We start from the raw sequence: 17922 nt of genomic DNA on the forward strand, positions 1-17922 counted from the left end.
CCGCGAATGCGGGAAAGTTTGGAAACGGCGGCGGAAGGGGAGCCGCGGAAACCTCAACATCTTAGCCACCCTGCCGGGCATCCTTCAGCCTGGCCATGTTTTGCTCAAAAAGGGAATTATTTGGAAGCACCTTTAGCGCACGCTCGTAGCAAGCGCCGGCTTGCGCGAGCTTCCCCAGCCGTTCGAGCACTACGCCCAAGCTATTCAATGCCAAGGGATGTGAAGTGTCGAGGCTGAGAGCCTTCCGCAGGAACGCTTCGGCATTCTCCGCCCGACCGTCCGCATCAGCGATCATTCCCAGCAATATCCAAGCTTCCGGACGGCGCGGCGCGATGGATTTGCAGCGCTCCAGGGCGCGCTCCGCCAGCTTGTAACGGCGAAGCTCCTTGCGGATCGACCCTAGGAGCAGCCAGCTGCGGTAACAGACGGGGTCGAGCTTGACGGCTTTGGTGGCCGCCGCGAGAGCTTCCTCGTCGTGGCCCAGGGAGAAATGGCCGATGGCTACGTTGTAGTGATTCCAATGGTCGCCTGGGTATAGCCGCATGTGGCGGATCTCGTTCCGCAGGCGCGCAGCTTGTTTTTTCCGGATGAATGCGCCGCCGCCTTTGAGCGAATGGAAGTGATGGATAACGGCGGCTGATTCGCAGAACCCATCGCTATAGGCTCGCAGGGATCGCTTCGGATTAGTGTGGACGCTGAATCCTTCGATGTACCGCGCCTCGGGAACCCTTCTGAACATGCGGAAAATGCGCGCCTCGGAGAAGCCTGAGCAGCGGCTGAAGCTCTCCTCGGGCGGATACCGCCCGTCGTTCTTGCGCCAGGCGCTCAACAGGTTCATCTGATCGGAGTACTCCCGCACGATAAAATGGACTCCCGTGGCGGCAGGCTGCCTTGCCAGGGCGCGAAGCCCGGCGAGATCTTTGCGGGCAACGCTTTCGTCTCCGTCGAGCACCAGGATCCAATCGCAAGTAGCCTCCTCGATGTAGAGGTTCCGCGCCCGCCCCAAGCTGCCATCCCATTTGTATCGCAGAACCCTGGCGCCCGCGGCCTCGGCGAGCTTGCGCGTGCCGTCGCTCGAGCCGGTGTCTACTACGAGTATCTCGTCTACTATCGGCTCGACGCTGGCGATCGCCCGCTGGATGAGGAGCGATTCGTTCTTTACAACCATGCAGAGCGCGATGCTAGCCATAGTTCAAATGGGCATGGTTCGAAGCGGCGATGCTCGCCGCCCGCCCGCAGCCTCCAGACTCGGGTAGTTTTTACGCCCTTGGCGGATGGGCTGTCGTTTCCGCATTGCACTGGCGGGCGGATGCCGCTTATCCATTAGGATGGAGGCGCCTTCAGCCAGGCCGCAATTTCTCCTAATTATAATTATCTAAACTCGCAAGCGCTGTTTGCGGAACAAGAAAACCTTGAGCGAGCTCCGGGCTATTTCCTATAGCATGTGCTTCGCCCGCGAGCTTCCGCCGGCGCGCCGCAACGATAACTTCGGATGCGGAGGACCGGATCGCTATGGATAATCCCGAAAACTTCGAGGCGAGATGAAACCTGAGATTGCCGCCTATCTGCGCTATCCGCGCTGCGAGGGAGAGCTTAGCTGCGAGCGGACAGATATCGGCAATGGCCGCCTTAAATCGGGCGCGCTGGAGTGCCGTTCCGGCCATTCCTTCCCGATCGCGGATTACCTGCCGACATTCTCGCCGGCGCTGGGATACGTGGGCGCCTTCGAGTTCCTGTGGTCCACGCCTTCATGCGACTTGACGGTAGCACACGGGGATACTTTTGTACGCGAGCTCACCGAGCGGGAGTTCTCGCAGCAGACCCGGCGGGCAGCCTCGCGGGTAAACTGGTGCTGGACGCGGGGTGCGGAGGGGCGCGCTTCGCGGAGTATCTCGCCGGGTTCGGCGCGGAAGTGATCGGCGTAGACATGGTTGAGCGCGCGCTGCGGGGCGACATCCAGCGCAATCTGGCCAGAGAACCTGAATTTTTTCCAGGTGAACCTTTTCGACCTGCCCTTCAGGGAAGGCGTCTTCGACTTCATCTATAGCCTCGGCGTGCTGCACCATACGCCGGATTGCGAAAAAGCCTTCAAAGGGCTCGTGCGGCATCACGGAAAACAGGATGCCATCAATGGAGCCCGAGTCGTGGAGCGGAAGTATGTGTGGATTAAATAGTCATCTTATGCAGCGAGGCGGTGCATAACGTTACGCGTGACTCGCGAAATTCCGCGCGACCGGCACATTCAGACGCTGCTCGAGCGGCAGGTGGATGGAATCATGGTCGATGCCATCGGTGGAGCGTCACTGCCGGCAGCGATGCTCGAAGGCGCTAACCTTGTTCTCATCGACGAACCTCCCAACAAATGGCCCGGCGTGGCGAGCGATGCTTTTGGTGCGGGACGCGTCGCGGCAGAGCACCTGTTATCGCTCGGTCACGAGCGGTTCGGATTTCTGGGTCCCGCGACCAATGTCCACGCGATCCGGATGCGCGAACGCGGCTTCGTGAGAACAATCGGCGGGCGTGGCTTTGCGGTCAGCTCGACAGCGTTGCGTCGAGTACCCGCTACAGCGGCAGGCGGCCAGGTGGGCATGCGGGCACTGCTCGCGCTCGAGTCACGACCGACAGCGGTATTCTGCACCAACGATCTCGTTGCAGCCGGTGCGCTCAAGGTTTGTTCTGTCGACTCTGTTCGCGTGCCACAGGACATGTCGATTGTCGGCTGCGACGACATCGAGCTCGCGTCACTCCTGCTACCCGAGCTGACAACGGTTGCGATCCCCGCGCGGGAGCTCGGAGCGCGTGCGGCCCGACTTCTCCTCAACCATATGAGGAGTGACGAAGCGGAACCCCGTCCGGATACCAGGCCACAGCGAATGGTTGCCTCGCGGCTGGTGATCCGTGGATCGACGGCCGTGCCTCCAAAACCGAAAAGCCCGAAATCGCCCTCGTGAGTAGAGGTCTCCGTAACGCAGCAATTCTTGGAACGGGTTCCTACGTACCCGACCGCATCGTCACCAACGCCGAGCTTTCCGAGATCCTCGGCGAAGATATCGACGACTTTGTCGCGAACAACCTCGGCATCAGGGAGAGGCGTTACTGCGCCCCGAATGAGTCCACGGCGGATCTCGCGGCGGCTGCTGCATTTCAGGCACTGGATGCCGCGAATCTTGCCGCCATGGACATCGATCTGTTGATAGTCGCAACTGACACACCGGAGTATGTATCGCCGGCAACAGCGGCTGTAGTGCAGGCGCGGATCGGCGCGTGGAAAGCAGGCGTGTTCGACATCAACAGTGCCTGCGCGGGCTTCGTCACTGCACTCGACGTAGCGTGGAAGTACATACGCGCAGACGAACGGTACGAACGGGTGCTGGTGGTCGGCGCCTATGCCATGTCCAAATTCATCGATCAGGCTGACAAGAAAACGTCAACCATTTTCGCGGATGGTGCGGGCGCGGTAGTCGTCGGAGCATCCGACAAACCAGGGATGCTAGCTTCGGAGCTGTTTGCTGATGGCCGGCTTGCCGGGGGAATGGGGATATTTGCGGGCGGAACGGCGGAGCCGATCACCGAAGATGTCATTCGTGATGGGAAGCGAAACAGGCTTCGCTTCGTGACAAAGTATCCGCGCGAAGTGAACGAAGAGGGATGGCCGCGGATTGCGCGCTCGGTGCTTGCTCGAATCGGCCGTGATGAGACCGATGTCGACATGTGGCTTTGGACACAGGTAAATCTCTCGACCATCAGAGGAGTCATGGAAACGCTGGGGCAGCCGATGGAGAAGGCGCACACCGTCATGGGAAAGTGGGGATATACGGGGGCTGCATGCCTGCCGATGGCACTCGACGATGCGGTTCGGGGCGGGCGGCTGAATGAGGGGGATCTCATTCTTCTAACCGGCTCCGGTGCGGGATTGACGATGGGATGCATGGCGCTCGAATGGTAAAACCGGATCTCACGAGGCGAGTTGCGAGATTCGCTTTGATCGCTGCCATATGCATGATCGCGCTGGGATATGCATCAGCATTTACACCCGGAGGCGCACCGGCGTGGGCGCCGTGGATGCTGGCTCTTGGCATCCCCACCGCGCTCGGGGGTGTGATGGCACTTGGCGCTGCACGAGGCAGTGCCGGTATCGGGCAGCTCAAGGTGCCATTCGTATTCGTATTCCTGGTTCTGGCGACCGGGTTCTGCGCGGCTCTGGCATTGCCCGCCAGCGAGGGTCCGCTCAGTGAACTGTGGCTCGGGCTGCCAGCACGCGCGGCGATTGTCATATACGGTATCGGGCTGCTCCCGATTGTAGTGCTCCCCGTTGCGTACGCGCTCACGTTCGAGACGCAAACCCTGAGTGCGTCGGACATCGAGCGGGTTCGCACCCTGGCCCGTGAGATTCGCGAGGAAACCGACCGCAAAGGGGGCAAGACAGCGGCCGGCTCAACCACGAGTGAGGGTGCATCGTGACGGCCCTGATCCCAGGCATAAATGTATGGGCCATCATACAAGCGTCGCTGCCCCGCGTTGCGCAGCCAGCGGTGATTGCGGTGGGTATTGCGTACTTCGCAGTAATCATCGGCATCAGCGTATGGGCATCGCGACGGACGAAAACCGCCAGCGATTTTTTCGTTGCCGGGCATGGCATTGGCCTGATCGCGCTCACGGTCGCATCAGTTTCAACATCCGTGTCAGGGTTCGCGTTCATCGGAGGCCCGGGGCTGATCTACTCAATCGGGCTCGGGGCGATGTATCTGGTACTGCCCGCGTCGGTAACCAACGTCATGGGCGCGTGGGTGCTCGCAAAAAGGATGCGGCTGCTTGGAGAAGCGCGGAGTCTGATGACCGTGCCCGATGCAATCGGAGCGCGATACCGCTCGCCTGCGGCGCAAGGCCTCGCCGGCTTTGCGATGCTGGTCGCAATCATCGGCTACATGGCGACCAACGCGCTCGCCATGGGTGTGGTCATCAACGCGATATTCGGGATTGGAATTGGCTGGGGAATCTGGCTGGGGATGGGCTTCACCCTCGCGTACTCGGTGGCAGGGGGAATCCTCGCCGGCATTTACAACGATGTGTTTCAGGGAACGCTGATGGCCGCGGCATCGGTGTTGGTGTTCCTTTTCGTCCTCAGCGCAGGCGGTGGCCTTGGCGAAATATCGCGCACCATCCTCGGCACCGATCCGCAGTTCCTCAGCCCCTGGGGGAAGATCACCCCACTCGCCGCGCTGTCTTTCTTCTTTGTCTTCGCAATGGGATCACTCGGACAGCCGCAGGGAGTTCACAAGTACTACATGCTGCGCGATCCGCTTCAGCTGAAATGGTATCCACTTCTCAAAACGCTCGGCCTGATTCTCGTGCTGCTGCTTTACTTCGCTGTCGGCGTGGGCGTCAAGGCATTCGTTCTCAGCGGCCGTATGGCGCCCCTCACCGCAAATGATCAGGCAACCCCGGCGCTGCTGCTCAGCATCACGCCAATACTGCTCGCGGCGCTCGTATTTTCGGGAATCGCTGCAGCCACAATGAGCGCGGCGAACTCGTTCATCAACATCGGTGCCGCAGTAGTTATGCACGACCTGCCCATCGCTTTTGGAAAGAGACTGAAGAATGAGCTGTTCTGGGGGCGAGTGGTGACTGTTTTTATTGCGATCGCCGCAGCGGTGATCGCTCAGAACTCGGGCTCGATGGTCGCGTTTCTGGGGATCTTCGGCTGGGGTTTGTTCGCTTCCACTCTCGTGCCTGCCTTGGCAGTCGGACTGAACTGGCAGGGCGCGACGCGGGCGGGCGCGATTGCATCAATCGCGACTGGTCTGGTGGTGACGTTGTCGCTCGAGACGGCCGCATATCTCAAGGCTTTCTCTTTTCCGTCGGGTGTAACTGCGTCGGCGGTGGCGTTGGTGCTGTCGTTCCTGGTTTTCTTCGTCGTGTCGTGGGTGACACGGAGTACCGCAGACGCGTCGATCGACCCCGACGTCCGGCTGATAATGGAACTCTGACTGATGCGACTGGAAGATCTGGCGGTTGGACAAACCGCGGAGTTCGCGAAGACCATTACCGATGCGGATGTGACCCTGTTTGCCGGAGTGACAGGCGACTTCAATCCCGTTCACATCGATGAGACGGCAGCGCAACGATCACGCTTCGGCGGGCGCATTGCTCACGGCATGCTGAGCGCAGGGATTATCTCGGCGACGATTGCCGGGAAATTGCCTGGACCTGGCTCGATTTATCTGTCCCAGACGTTGCGGTTCACCGCACCGGTGCGGATTGGCGATACCGTCACTGCGTCAGTGTCCATTTTGGAGATTCTTACAGCAAAACGGCGCGTCCGTCTTTCAACTGTATGCCGAAATCAGAACGGTGCAACGGTCCTCGACGGTGAGGCCACAGTGCTCGTGGAAGACAGCCATGATCCCTGATTCTCCCGCACCTCCGCCGGCAGTCGCGTGGGCTGCAGACACGTCGTCGATGACCAACGGAGAGTTCGTCTGGCGGGAAGTGGCAACCGGGAGCGTAACTCGTCGCTACCGGCTCTACATACCGCGAGGCTACGACAAAAAACGGGCGCTGCCGCTGGTGGTGGTGCTACATGGGTGCACGCAGGGCGCGGACAATATTGCGCGTGGAACAAGATTCAACGCCGCCGCGGACGTGAAGAAGATCATCGTTGCGTATCCGGAGCAGCCTGCGTCCGCAAATGCACTTCGATGCTGGAACTGGTTTGAACCTGCGCATCAGCAACGGGATAAAGGAGAGCCGGCATCGATCGCCGCCATCACCCGCCAGATCCTGCACGATATGCGCATCGACCCGGCTCGCGTATACATCGCGGGAGTCTCAGCGGGAGCAGCGATGGCTCTCAACGTCATGTATACGTACCCGGAGCTGTATGCCGCCCTCGGTGCGCATTCAGGGATTGCGTACGGCCACGCCTCATCGATCTCTGAAGGAGTGAAGGCGATGAGCACCGGGGCAGGCAATTCTCAACTGCTTGGCGAAGCGGCGGTGCGTGCGATGGGTGACCGCGCCAGACCAGTAGCTGCGATTGTGTTCCATGGTCGAGCCGATCCGGTAGTGAAAGTAGTGAATGGAGCACAGGTGGTGAGCCAGATCGTCGCAGCGAATTCCATAACAGGAACGCGCAAAAAAGGGGCGGCGACCGCCGTGACTCCCGTTTCACACGGAGAAACGAGCACTGGTTATCACTACGATCGCGTCGTTCATGGGAAGGGTAAGTCGACCGTCGAGCATTGGACCGTCGACGAGCTGGCGCACGCCTGGTCAGGTGGATCGCCCGACGGTACGTACACTGATGCCAGGGGGCCGGACGCAACCGCGGAGATGATTCGATTTTTTCTCGATCATCCCCGACGTTGACCAGCCGTTTGACCGCAACGACAAACTGGCCCGTCTTCCCGCGATCTACCGATCCGCTGCGACACTGGAGCAAGCTTTCTCCAGACCGCGTGGCATTGGTGGACCGCAGGCGCAACAGCAGACAGACCTACGCCGAACTCAATACCGCCGCCGACGTCTGGGCAGGCAACCTGCGAGAACGCGGAGTAAAACGCGGCGATAGAGTCGTCGTTATCGCTACCAACCGACATGAGATCCCAGAACTGTTTTTCGCCTGTTGCCGAGTGGATGCTTCGTTAGTATCGCTTAATTGGCGCCTTGCTGGCGCGGAACTCGACGCGATCTTAACGCATGCCAGACCGGTGCTGGTGATGGGTGAGTCAAGATTCCTCGACCTCATCTCTCCGAATAATCCGGCGATCCGCGGTCGATCGATGTACGTCGACCTCGATGATCCACCCATCGATCTCACGCCCAACTCAACACCCAGTGCAGCCATCGCCGACGCCGAACTGGCGCCCGATGATCCAGCGCTGATTCTGTACACGTCGGGGAGTACTGGCCTCCCGAAGGGTGTGATCATCCCGCACCGGCAGATTCTCTTCAACGCGGTAGCGACGGCGACCGCGTGGGAGCTTGGGCCATCCGACATCGCGCCGGTGGCGACGCCCTTTTTTCACACCGGCGGATTCAATGTTTTCGCCACGCCGCTCTGGCATCGCGGCGGAACGGTTGTGCTGTTCGACCAATTCGAGGGCCAGCTTCATGGAAGGATTGGCGGAGGAGAAGTGCACGGTAGCGTTGACGGTTCCAACGCAGCTTGTGATGTTGCGGGCGAGCGCGCGCTGGGGCATTGACTTGCCCGCGCTGCGCTACTTCATATCCGGGGGTGCCACGTGCCCGCCGTCGCTGTCGGCAGCGGTACGCGAAGCTGGATATACGCTGCGCGAGGGGTATGGTCTAACCGAGTGTGGGCCGAACTGCTTCGCGATCTCTGACGCCGAATCACCGGCGAATCCCGGATGTGTCGGACGTCCGGTGCCGTTTCTCGAGATGCGGCTTGTCACCGAAGACGGCGGTGACGCCGCAACTGGTGAGCCGGGTGAGTTGCTGCTGCGCGGGCCGCAGATGTTCGGAGGCTACCTGCACGACGCTGATCGCACTGAAGAGGCGATCGCCGGCGAAGGCTGGCTCCGTACCGGCGACCTCGCGACGCGTAACGAAGCGGGACTCTACTCGATCTCCGGGCGCCGGAAGGAGATGTTCATATCCGGAGGCGAAAACGTATTTCCCGCTGAAGTCGAATCGGTGCTGACGGCGCACCCGTGTGTTGGTGAAGCCGTAGTGGTGGGAGTCGCAGATCCGTTGTGGGGAGAGGTCGGCAGGGCATTCGTAATATTGAAGGATGTCCCCGGTCTGCCATCGTGCGAGGAACTCACGGGATTTACCCGCCAGCGGCTCGCGGGCTACAAGGTGCCGAAGTCGATGATGTTTGTCAGAGAGTTCCCGCGGCTGGGGTCGGGCAAACCCGACCGCCGCGCATTGGCCTTGATGTAGGATGGCGTACGCGAAAGCCTCGGCGCTCAAGGCGACGCTCGATTTCGTGCGCGACGAAAAAGGCGACGCCGTGCTGAAATCGATTCTCGCCCGGCTAGGCGCCAGGGACCGAGCGCGCATCGCCGATTCCGCGCCGACCGACGAGATACCGTTCGATCTACTGCTGGCCCTGTGGCATGCAACCGATGACGAACTGCGGGACGACGATCCGGAATGGGTCGAGAGGGCTGGTGGGCATTCAATCGAATTCACGGCCGCGCGGCTTTACCGCGGAATCATCCGCAAGGCATCACCGACAGAGTTTTTGACGCAGCGCATTTCTCTTTTCCGCCTCTACTACAATCCCGGCAACATGGAAGTGGTGGAAGAGCAGGAAGAACACGCCGTCCTGCGCCTGGTGGGATTCGATCAGGCGGACTCGCTGTTCTGCCGGCGTCAGACCGGAGGACTGCGAAGGGCGCTGACCGAAGCCGGGGGTGAGGAACCGATGACCTCACATGTACGGTGTGTGGTTGAGGGGGATGCATTCTGTGAATGGGAGCTGCGCTGGCGGTAGTTTCAGGGTCAATCGACATCCCGGACTGTTCCGCGTCCGGCTTCGGCAAATACTTCCAGGAGATGTCATATGGATGAGCGATGCGCACCCTGAGTTTCGGAATGTGGGTCGGAACATGCGTGATCTCGACAGTTGCGTCGAGCATGCTTCAGGCCCAACGTCAGATTCCTGACCCAGCAAGCCTGATCTCGCGGATAGAGGCCGCGCAATCCCCCAATCGGCAAGGGTACGACGGTCTCACTTTGCCGGAACTCCTGAAGCGGTTTCGCGTTCCGGGGGTGAGCGTTGCGGTAATCATGGATTATCGCATCCACTGGGCAAAGGGCTATGGCGTTGCGGATGTCGAGTCGGGTCAGCCGGTCGACACCGGCACAGCGTTCCAGGCGGCGTCGATCAGCAAGCCCGTGTTTGCCATGATGGCGGTCAGGCTCGTGCAGGACGGCCGTCTGTCGCTCGACAGCGACGTCAACTTGTTTTTGAAGTCGTGGCGCATACCGGACAGCGAGCACACACGTTTGCAACCTGTCTCACTGCGCTCATTGCTCAGTCACACCTCCGGTGCCGACGACGGGTTTGGATTTCCTGGCTACGACCCCGCCGAGCCGCGGCCGACGCTGGTGCAGATTCTGAATGGCGAAAAGCCGTCGAACGTTGGAGCAGTTCGATTCGCGCGTCCTCCGTTTGCGGGAATCAAATATTCAGGTGGAGGCGTAACACTCGCTCAACTCGCAGTCACGGATGTTGTTCGGCGTCCTTTCGCAGAATTCGCTCAGAGCATCCTGCTTGGGCCGCTCGGCATGTCGAGGAGCTCTTTCGAGCAGCCAATATCAAGCGTGATTGCGTCGAATGCGGCTCGCGCTCACAGCGGGGCGGGGGTACGCGTGGGCGCTCCCTGGCATGTTTACGCCGAGCAAGCGGCGGCAGGGTTATGGACGACGCCAAGCGACCTGGCTCGCTTTGCCATAGAGGTTCAGCGCGCGATTCGCGGACCGCGCGGTGTGGTCCTCACTCAGGCGTCTGCGCGTGAAATGCTGTCACCCGTCGGGACTGGAGCATACGCCGTCGGGTTGTCGGTAGCGCAGCGCGGCGAAGGCTGGTACTTCATGCACGGCGGTGCAAACTGGGGCTTTCGGTGCAATCTGCTCGCGCACTTCAGGAAGGGTTACGGCGTCGTAATCATGACCAACAGCGATAGCGGAGGGGCGCTGATCGCTGAACTGGAGTCACGTATAGCGGCTGCATATGGATGGGACTCCCTCGACAAGCCGATTCCGCGCTGATCAGGTCGCGCCGTTGCGGGCAGCGAATGCGGGTGAAGGTGTTGCCGGTGAATGCCGCGAGGTTTGTGCTCGCGGCATTGTCAATGAAGCCGACGTTCCGCACCACGCATGTTCAAGGGACTGGAGTTACGACACCTTGATTGCCTGCGTCATGCCATGCATGAAATGAGGTTTTCCATCCTTGTGGTCTTCCAGGAAACACACTGCCGCGTAGTCACCCGGCTGCAGGTTCACGGTGATGTAATTGGCCCTTCCCGCGACGACACCCGCAACTCCGCCCACGGGCATCGCTGGCGGCGGACCCTTCATGGTCGGGAGCCAGGCCTCGAGATCCTTCATCGTCTTCCCCGGCGGCAGTTGAAACAAAGTCAGCTCGTGTGGCTGACCAGCGGCCGTCTCCACCCGGATGACATGGCGGCCGGCGGTGAGCGGTTTCGACCACTCGAACTTATAGTCGGAGAGGGTCAACATGATATCGGCAGTCGGCTCGGGAGCCATTGCGGTAGTAGTGCCTGACGCCGGCAACACGGTGATGCCTTTTGTCATCCCGAGCATGAAATGCGGGACCATCTTTGCGTCGGGGACAAAACATACGAGGGCGTAGTTTCCCGGCTCGAGCATTACCGTTGCATTCGATTCACCACCCGGGGCGATTGCATTTGGTCCGCCTGCAAGCTCGACCCACGCGGGGGGATGGCTGCCGGGCTTCATTGCTTTCATTACGGCCACGAGATCGGCGTGGGTCTTCCCGTCTTTCAGTCTGATCAGTGTGGCGTGGTGAACTTCCTTGCCGGTGTCCACCAGCTTGAATTCCGTGACACCCGCGGGAATCTCATCTGGTGCAGCGAACGCGTAATCGCTGGCGGTGATCGTTACCACATTTGGCACGGCCGGCGTACTCGCGGCTGCACCCGCTCCGGAATCAGCGGTCACTGCTGTATCGGCCGGCCCTTCCCTGGCGGTACAACCTGCAACAGTGCAAAACGCCATTGCCGACAAAACTCTCAGGTGCTTCCAGCAAGCCATGGTGTCTCCTTGAAGCGAATCAGGGGGAATGAAGCGGTAAATCTTCGCAACCACGGGAACGCACGTCAAGCGATACTATTGTTCCGTCCCGAAACACCGGTTCTTAAACATCATTCAGCAATGCCACGATTCATTCCCGCTTTTTCACTGACTCTGCTTCTGTCATCGACCGCGTGGAGCCAGTCAACCCCGACGCCCGAAGTCGCCCGGGAATTCCGAGCAGTATGGATTGCCACCGTATCCAACATCGACTGGCCCTCGCGCCCGGGGCTGAGTGCGTGGGAACAGCAGGCAGAGCTCGTGGCGATCCTGAATCGGACCGTCGCCCTCAACATGAATGCGGTGATCCTGCAGGTCCGGCCAGCGACCGACGCACTGTACAAGTCGGATCTGGAGCCCTGGTCCGAGTACCTCTCTTCACAGATGGGCAGACCGCCCGAGCCGTACTACGATCCACTCGAATTCGCTGTCGCGGAAGCACACAAACGCGGACTCGAGCTGCACGCCTGGTTCAACCCCTATCGCTCACGGCACCCATCGGCGAAATCGGAAATTTCCGCAAATCATCTGAGCAATGCACGTCCTGAGATGGTGCGCACATATGGCAAGCATCTATGGCTCGATCCCGGCGATCCGGCGGTACGACGACATTCGCTGCGCGTGATCATGGACGTGGTACGCCGTTACGACGTGGATGGCATTCACATCGACGACTACTTCTATCCCTACAAGGAACGCAATCCGGCCAATGAGCTGATCGACTTCCCCGACGACGCTACGTGGAGCCGCTACGAAAAATCCGGGGGAAAACTGGCCCGGCACGACTGGAGGCGGAATAACGTCGACACGTTCATCCGCGAGCTATACGCGGAGACGAAGCGGGTGAAGCCCTGGGTCAAGTTTGGCATCAGCCCGTTCGGCGTGTGGCGACCGGGCTATCCCGAGCAGATAAAAGGTTTCGACGCCTATACCGAATTGTACGCCGACTCGCGAAAGTGGATCAATGAAGGATGGCTGGATTATTTCACTCCGCAGCTCTACTGGCCTATCGCGCGCGCGGATGTCAGCTATCCGGTGCTGCTGAGATGGTGGGTTTCCCAGAACACCAGAGGGCGCAACATCTGGCCGGGCAACTTCACCAGCAGAGTGGGCGGCGCAGCCCCTACTGGAATTACCGCCCAGGAAATCCTCGACCAGATCTCCGTCACGCGCCGTGAGCCCGGTGCCTCGGGAAATGTGCATTTCAGCGCGAAAGCATTGATGAACAGCAAGGACAGTCTGGTAGAGAGGCTTATGGCGGGCCCTTATTCCGGGCCCGCGCTCGTACCCGCCTCGCCATGGCTCGACAGTATTGCACCGCGCTCGCCTCGCGTTTCAATTACCCGTGACGCGGCAACCCGTGCACTCGTTGCGAGCTTCACACCTCGCGGCGTGGAAAAAGTCTGGCTGTGGGTGCTGCGCTATCGGAATGGGCCCGACTGGACGGTGCGAGTATTACCGGGCTGGCAACGCTCGCACATGTTCGCGGGCGGTAGCAACTCGCCAGAGCCTGATGCCGTCACAGTGTCGGCGGTAGACCGCACGGGGAATGAGAGCGATGCGGCAACCAGCGTTTTGGGTCCCAGCCGGCGACCTTGACCGAAAGAGAGAACGCTGCGGCCGTTGAGGCGCGCGTCTCTGGCAGTTTCAGCGATTTCAATGTTCGGCTACTTCAGTTTGTCGGCGCGCTCCAGTGACGCAGAATTGATGCAGTAGCGCAGACCGGTAGGAGCTGGCCCGTCGTCGAACACGTGACCCAGATGAGCGTCACACTGGCTGCACATCACTTCAGTGCGTTTCATGAAGAAACTCGAATCCGTTTCGGTGCTCACATTTGCCTCGGCAACTGGCGCGTAAAAGCTCGGCCATCCAGTCCCCGATTCGAACTTTGTATTGGAGTCGAAAAGTTCGTTCTGGCAGCAGACACACCGATAAATTCCGGGCTCCTTCGCCGCGTTGTACTTGCCCGTAAACGCAGGCTCAGTCCCCTTTCTGCGTGCTATGCGGTACTGATCGGGAGTAAGCTGTTGCTTCCACTCCTCCTCGGTCTTCGTGATCTTCTCGCTCATGAGTGGCTCCGTAAAGTTGAACTACTGATCTGACTGGACTCGCAACACCTGCACCACTCGCGTGTGGATACATGTGCAGGGCGACATATTACTACCCCTGATTGATCCATCGAGGTGACCCATCGAGCAGATGCTGACGAGGATGAAGATCAGTCTGGCGTGTCTCGGGCTCGCAGTGGCACTGTCTTTATCCGGATCCGGATGCGCGCCACCCAGACCCGTGATGGTGGACGAGCCGGTCAGCGTGACGCTCGACAAAGCCGCTGCCGCGCGTTCAGGGGCCTCGCGGAAATCCGATGCGAAGACATTCTGGCAGGCGATGTCATCGCTCGACCCGGCATTCCCGGAGACTCACGACGTCAGCAGCTCGGAGCGTGCGTTTGCCGCCGCGCTTGGGTTCATTGTCGCCGGAGAGGTGGACGAGGCGGAACTGCTGCTCGACAGCCTTCGCTCGAGCGGCACCGACTCGCTGGTGAGGTCTGCGTCGCGCGTGCTCCTGACGGCAATGCTCCAATACCAGGACAAATGGAAGATTCTCGCTGAGCTCAACCCTGCATCCGCTGTACGGGACAGCAGCCAGTGGAGAGACAAGGCGGAAGTCGAAGCATGGGCTGCCGCGTTCGGAAACGTACCCGCACGGACGGTTTCATTTCCTGGTCGAACCGTATCGCTGCCTCTCACGATATCGGCGTCGGGAGCGCCGGTGATTCCAGTGTCGATCAACGGACGACGAAGACTTTTCTGGCTCGACACTGGGTCCAGCATGTCGATAATCGCATCCGATGTGGCAGCTGCCTCAGGTGTAAGACCCCTTATATCCGACACGCTCGAGGTGGCGACCGCCACTGGCAGGGTCGGCGCCCAGCCAGCCTCGATATCACGCATCGACCTCGGCGCCATTGCTATCGCCAATTCGACGGCGATGATAATCGACAGCAACCTCATGCGTGTGAGAATGGGGCCGGACGCCGGGAACCCGGATCACGTCGTGAAGATCGATGGGATCATCGGGTTTGATGTCATTAGTCGCCTGGACATCAGGATTGATTACAGGAACCAGCAGGTGACGTTGGCAAAACCGGTGCGTCCCGCCCGCGCTGTCCACCGTCCGCGGAATTTGTTCTGGATTGGAAAACCCATCGTCCAGTTGACGACCCGCAAAGGCGTTCCCCTCCACTTTCACCTGGACACAGGGGCACAGGAGACATATGCGACGGAGGCATTGACGTTCAAGGTCAAAGTACGGAGCTTCGCCGGCGAGCGGCGCATGGTAGCCGGATTTGCAGGCACGCAGCGGGTAAAGGGTACCTTTGTCGACAACCTCCGGCTATTCCTCGCTGGCCGTCCGGTATTGTTTCGCAGGATGCTGGTGTTCGTTCCGGCGTATTCATCGTTCGTCACTCTGCACGGGGTATTTGGCAGCGATATCGGCAAGACCGGAATAGTACGAATCGATGCCACGAATGGAATTTTCCTCATTGAGGAAAGCCATCCAGCCTCGGGATTGCGTCCTTAGGATTAGTCAGTTATCTAACTATCATGACGCTCTCGTCGAACGCAGCATCTCTCTTTCTTTTCGCGATTACACCCCGGTTCGAGATCTTCTACGCCCTTCAGGTGCTTGCTCAACCAGAAAGCCTTGAAGACTCTTCCTGGAGAAAGGAAACCAGCCGCAAGCTGTCGAAAGACCTGAGGTCGAGGCTGGCGCGGCTGGCCCCTTCACCTCTGGTATGGCCCCTCCTTGCTGACTCCCTTCGCAGTGCACCGCCCATGGTGCAGTTCAGGGGAATGATGGAGGAGCTGCGAACAATGGAAAACGGAGATTTTCAGCGCGCGGTTCTGGGCGGGGCGTTTAAAAACGTCGAGTCAGTGGAGTGTCTCCTCTCTGGGGAGATGACCCTTTCGCAGACAATAGCGGCCGAAGCCTCTTCCCGGAAGCAACTGCTTTCGCTGTTCGGGCTGCTGCCGTTCCGGAAAAGCGCTCCTGGGACCCGCGCTTTCGATCGCATTGTGAGCAATCCGAAGGACTATAAAACGGAGCTTGCAGATTCGCTCGAATCGTTCTGGACGACGACGTTCGCAGATACCTGGGAATCCATGAAGCCCCAGATGCTCAATTCAGGCGATCGGTTCGAGGAAATACTCTCCAATTCCTCGCTCGACGAGTTCGCACGCATCACCCGCCTTCCGTTGAAAATCGAAGATGGTTCAGTCGCGTCGGTGCAGGGCACAATGCGCGTACCGCTGGGCAATGTGGAAGGCATCCACGTCATCCCGTCGGCTTTCAACCGCCGTCGTTTCTGGGCGGCGTACACAGACACATCTTCCCGGACGCGCTTCTTCATCCCGCTCCTCGATGCTGCGCTCCGCCCCATGGGTGAGGGCGCCGCAGAGCCATCGCTGGTCTTCAGGGCGCTGGGAGATACGACACGTTACGCGATTGCGTCCGTGATCGCGCGCACCCCCACGACGTCGGTCGATCTGGCGCGAATATTCGGAGTCTCGAAGCCGACGATTTCGCATCATGTGCAAATCCTGCGGTCGGCGCGACTTCTCCACGAGCTTCCGGGCGAGCATGGCGTCGTTTTGAGCTTGAACAGGGTAGCCCTCGAGCGAGCGTCGGGAGATGCCGCGACAGAGATGTTCTCCGCGACCGGAAAAGCGCCAGCCGTGCGCCGTTCCCGCAAATGAACAGGTTGCTCAATATCCGGCGGCCGTGGAACCGAAGCCATCGGTCGAGAAAAAATCAATGAATGATAGGGAGCGTACCATGAACGCCGTATTCGGCACCAGAATTCTCGAAGGAAAAGTGGCACTCGTTACCGGCGGCGGCAGCGGTATCAACCTTACTATCGCCGAGCGGTTTGCGGAACATGGCGCAAGCGTCGCGCTTGTCGGGCGTACGCTGGCCAGACTCGACGGGGCTGCCGCAGGAATCGTGGCCGGCGGAGGACGTGCTCAGGGATTTCCGGCGGATGTTCGCGATTACGAAGCACTCAACACTGCGATCGCGTCCGCCAGCGAGGTCTTTGGCGAATTTGACATCGTCATCTGCGGTGCGGCCGGCAATTTCCCGGCTCCGGCACTCGGAATGTCGGCGAATGGGTTCAAAGCGGTGGTAGATATCGACTTGCTTGGGACCTTCAACACCTGTCGCGCGGCGTTTGAGCACCTGAAGCGCCCCGGAGCATCCATCGTCAACATCTCGGCGACCCAGGCGTTTGTGCCGATGGCCATGCAAGCCCACGTTTGCGCGGCAAAAGCGGGGGTCGATATGCTGACGAAAACTCTTGCGCTCGAGTGGGGATCGGAGGGAGTAAGGGTGAATTCAATCGCGCCAGGTGCGGTAGACGATACGGAAGGCATGCGTCGCTTGGCACCAACCCCCGAAGCACGCCAGGTTTTCACAAAAGCGATTCCCCTGGGAAGGTTCGCGAAAAAAAGCGAGATCGCCGATCTGGCGCTTTTTCTTTGCTCTGATTCGGCTCGGTTCATAACCGGAACAGTGATGGTTTGCGACGGAGGTCAATCACTTGCGGGCATGGGCGCTGGACGCGTCGGCATGTCCGGCCAAGGTGCCTAAGACCTTGGGAGATAGCCATTTGCGGCCCGCATATATATGTTCGTACGAAAGTTGTCGTACCTACTGCAAGGTTGAAGGTTCCCGGTGAAGTCGTCCCTCCCCACAGATAGTGAGCTGAATATTCTCAAGGTACTCTGGGAGAAGGGGCCCAGCCGGGTGCGTGACGTCCATCAGGAATTGGGGAAGGTTGGGTATACCACTGTGCTCAAGCTTCTTCAGATCATGCATAACAAGGGGATTGTCGAGCGAGAGCGCGCGGGAAGCGGCCACATCTACTCGCCCGCGGTTTCCAGAGAAGTGACGGAACAGAGGCTTGTCGCGCGGCTGGTTGACGAGGTGTTCGATGGTTCCACGCACCGGCTCATCATGAGCGCCCTTGGGCCCGAAGCAGTATCCCGTGCCGGTCTCAAGAAGATCCGGAAGCAGATCAAGAAGGAAGAGGCAGCGAGGTAAATCCTGGCAGGC

At 59.9% G+C, this 17922-nt stretch carries 20 protein-coding genes and 1 pseudogene; 18 read left to right on the top strand and 3 right to left on the bottom strand.

The window, feature by feature from the left end; all coding sequences use genetic code 11:
- Positions 1–61: 61 nt before the first annotated feature.
- Complete coding sequence (locus WKF55_04140; GenBank protein ID MEJ7758762.1) at positions 62–859, bottom strand: tetratricopeptide repeat protein; 798 nt, start codon at positions 857–859, stop codon at positions 62–64.
- Positions 860–865: 6 nt separating this feature from the next.
- On the opposite strand from WKF55_04140, the gene WKF55_04145 reads away from it, so the two are divergent.
- The 13 genes and pseudogenes from WKF55_04145 (at position 866) to WKF55_04205 (ending at position 10740) form a co-directional block, all read left to right on the top strand.
- Positions 866–1327, top strand: a complete 462-nt coding sequence (locus WKF55_04145) for a hypothetical protein (protein ID MEJ7758763.1) — start codon at positions 866–868, stop codon at positions 1325–1327.
- A gap of 214 nt (positions 1328–1541) precedes the next feature.
- The gene (locus WKF55_04150; GenBank protein MEJ7758764.1) at positions 1542–1916 is read left to right on the top strand and encodes a hypothetical protein; all 375 of its coding nucleotides are present in this window, start codon (positions 1542–1544) and stop codon (positions 1914–1916) included.
- Positions 1917–1931: 15 nt separating this feature from the next.
- Positions 1932–2174, top strand: a complete 243-nt coding sequence (locus WKF55_04155) for a methyltransferase domain-containing protein (GenBank protein ID MEJ7758765.1) — start codon at positions 1932–1934, stop codon at positions 2172–2174.
- A gap of 36 nt (positions 2175–2210) precedes the next feature.
- On the top strand, positions 2211–2951 hold the full coding sequence (locus WKF55_04160) for a substrate-binding domain-containing protein (protein MEJ7758766.1): 741 nt from the start codon (positions 2211–2213) through the stop codon (positions 2949–2951).
- A complete protein-coding gene (locus tag WKF55_04165) occupies positions 2948–3946 on the top strand; it encodes a ketoacyl-ACP synthase III (protein ID MEJ7758767.1) in 999 nt (332 codons plus the stop codon). Before WKF55_04160 ends, WKF55_04165 begins: the two co-directional genes overlap by 4 nt.
- A 53-nt stretch (positions 3947–3999) precedes the next feature.
- Positions 4000–4461 carry a hypothetical protein gene (locus WKF55_04170; protein MEJ7758768.1) on the top strand — a complete coding sequence of 154 codons (462 nt, stop codon included), beginning with the start codon at positions 4000–4002 and terminating at the stop codon, positions 4459–4461.
- Complete coding sequence (locus WKF55_04175; protein ID MEJ7758769.1) at positions 4458–5987, top strand: hypothetical protein; 1530 nt, start codon at positions 4458–4460, stop codon at positions 5985–5987. Before WKF55_04170 ends, WKF55_04175 begins: the two co-directional genes overlap by 4 nt.
- A gap of 3 nt (positions 5988–5990) precedes the next feature.
- Positions 5991–6410: a MaoC family dehydratase gene (locus tag WKF55_04180; protein ID MEJ7758770.1), complete on the top strand. Its 420-nt coding sequence runs from the start codon at positions 5991–5993 to the stop codon at positions 6408–6410.
- Positions 6400–7368 (top strand): PHB depolymerase family esterase, encoded by a 969-nt coding sequence (locus WKF55_04185; GenBank protein ID MEJ7758771.1) that lies wholly within the window; start codon positions 6400–6402, stop codon positions 7366–7368. Before WKF55_04180 ends, WKF55_04185 begins: the two co-directional genes overlap by 11 nt.
- A gap of 98 nt (positions 7369–7466) precedes the next feature.
- Positions 7467–8433: pseudogene (locus tag WKF55_04190) on the top strand (AMP-binding protein).
- Between the two features lie 174 nt (positions 8434–8607).
- On the top strand, positions 8608–8904 hold the full coding sequence (locus WKF55_04195) for a hypothetical protein (GenBank protein MEJ7758772.1): 297 nt from the start codon (positions 8608–8610) through the stop codon (positions 8902–8904).
- A gap of 1 nt (position 8905) precedes the next feature.
- Complete coding sequence (locus WKF55_04200; GenBank protein ID MEJ7758773.1) at positions 8906–9460, top strand: hypothetical protein; 555 nt, start codon at positions 8906–8908, stop codon at positions 9458–9460.
- 119 nt (positions 9461–9579) lie between these two features.
- Entirely contained in the window at positions 9580–10740 is a 1161-nt protein-coding gene (locus WKF55_04205) for a serine hydrolase domain-containing protein (protein MEJ7758774.1), read from the top strand.
- A gap of 126 nt (positions 10741–10866) precedes the next feature.
- On the opposite strand, the gene WKF55_04210 is transcribed toward WKF55_04205, so the two are convergent.
- Complete coding sequence (locus WKF55_04210; protein ID MEJ7758775.1) at positions 10867–11673, bottom strand: hypothetical protein; 807 nt, start codon at positions 11671–11673, stop codon at positions 10867–10869.
- Between the two features lie 213 nt (positions 11674–11886).
- Here WKF55_04210 and WKF55_04215 point away from each other — a divergent pair, with 213 nt between their 5' ends.
- The gene (locus WKF55_04215; GenBank protein MEJ7758776.1) at positions 11887–13404 is read left to right on the top strand and encodes a family 10 glycosylhydrolase; all 1518 of its coding nucleotides are present in this window, start codon (positions 11887–11889) and stop codon (positions 13402–13404) included.
- Positions 13405–13472: 68 nt separating this feature from the next.
- Here the strand turns inward: WKF55_04215 and msrB are convergent, their stop codons facing one another.
- Complete coding sequence (msrB, locus tag WKF55_04220) at positions 13473–13874, bottom strand: peptide-methionine (R)-S-oxide reductase MsrB (GenBank protein ID MEJ7758777.1); 402 nt, start codon at positions 13872–13874, stop codon at positions 13473–13475.
- A 142-nt stretch (positions 13875–14016) separates the two neighbouring features.
- Here msrB and WKF55_04225 point away from each other — a divergent pair, with 142 nt between their 5' ends.
- From WKF55_04225 to WKF55_04240, 4 genes are all read left to right on the top strand, one after another.
- A complete protein-coding gene (locus WKF55_04225) occupies positions 14017–15390 on the top strand; it encodes a retropepsin-like aspartic protease (protein MEJ7758778.1) in 1374 nt (457 codons plus the stop codon).
- A gap of 23 nt (positions 15391–15413) precedes the next feature.
- Positions 15414–16565 carry a DUF5937 family protein gene (locus WKF55_04230; protein MEJ7758779.1) on the top strand — a complete coding sequence of 384 codons (1152 nt, stop codon included), beginning with the start codon at positions 15414–15416 and terminating at the stop codon, positions 16563–16565.
- Positions 16566–16644: 79 nt separating this feature from the next.
- Positions 16645–17457 (top strand): SDR family oxidoreductase, encoded by an 813-nt coding sequence (locus WKF55_04235; GenBank protein MEJ7758780.1) that lies wholly within the window; start codon positions 16645–16647, stop codon positions 17455–17457.
- 84 nt (positions 17458–17541) lie between these two features.
- Positions 17542–17910: a BlaI/MecI/CopY family transcriptional regulator gene (locus WKF55_04240; protein ID MEJ7758781.1), complete on the top strand. Its 369-nt coding sequence runs from the start codon at positions 17542–17544 to the stop codon at positions 17908–17910.
- The last annotated feature ends 12 nt before the right edge of the window (positions 17911–17922 follow it).

This window comes from Gemmatimonadaceae bacterium, from assembly GCA_037721215.1.
Lineage (GTDB): Bacteria > Gemmatimonadota > Gemmatimonadetes > Gemmatimonadales > Gemmatimonadaceae > UBA4720.

What these genes read in the sequence shown, in the direction of transcription:
- WKF55_04145 (MEJ7758763.1), top strand. Translation starts at nt 866, where the DNA reads ATGGACTCCCGTGGCGGCAGGCTGCCTTGCCAGGGCGCGAAGCCCGGC.
- WKF55_04150 (MEJ7758764.1), top strand. Translation starts at nt 1,542, where the DNA reads ATGAAACCTGAGATTGCCGCCTATCTGCGCTATCCGCGCTGCGAGGGA.
- WKF55_04170 (MEJ7758768.1), top strand. Translation starts at nt 4,000, where the DNA reads ATGATCGCGCTGGGATATGCATCAGCATTTACACCCGGAGGCGCACCG.
- WKF55_04180 (MEJ7758770.1), top strand. Translation starts at nt 5,991, where the DNA reads ATGCGACTGGAAGATCTGGCGGTTGGACAAACCGCGGAGTTCGCGAAG.
- WKF55_04185 (MEJ7758771.1), top strand. Translation starts at nt 6,400, where the DNA reads ATGATCCCTGATTCTCCCGCACCTCCGCCGGCAGTCGCGTGGGCTGCA.
- WKF55_04195 (MEJ7758772.1), top strand. Translation starts at nt 8,608, where the DNA reads ATGTTCATATCCGGAGGCGAAAACGTATTTCCCGCTGAAGTCGAATCG.
- WKF55_04200 (MEJ7758773.1), top strand. Translation starts at nt 8,906, where the DNA reads ATGGCGTACGCGAAAGCCTCGGCGCTCAAGGCGACGCTCGATTTCGTG.
- WKF55_04215 (MEJ7758776.1), top strand. Translation starts at nt 11,887, where the DNA reads ATGCCACGATTCATTCCCGCTTTTTCACTGACTCTGCTTCTGTCATCG.
- msrB (MEJ7758777.1), bottom strand. Translation starts at nt 13,874, where the DNA reads ATGAGCGAGAAGATCACGAAGACCGAGGAGGAGTGGAAGCAACAGCTT.
- WKF55_04225 (MEJ7758778.1), top strand. Translation starts at nt 14,017, where the DNA reads ATGAAGATCAGTCTGGCGTGTCTCGGGCTCGCAGTGGCACTGTCTTTA.
- WKF55_04230 (MEJ7758779.1), top strand. Translation starts at nt 15,414, where the DNA reads ATGACGCTCTCGTCGAACGCAGCATCTCTCTTTCTTTTCGCGATTACA.
- WKF55_04235 (MEJ7758780.1), top strand. Translation starts at nt 16,645, where the DNA reads ATGAACGCCGTATTCGGCACCAGAATTCTCGAAGGAAAAGTGGCACTC.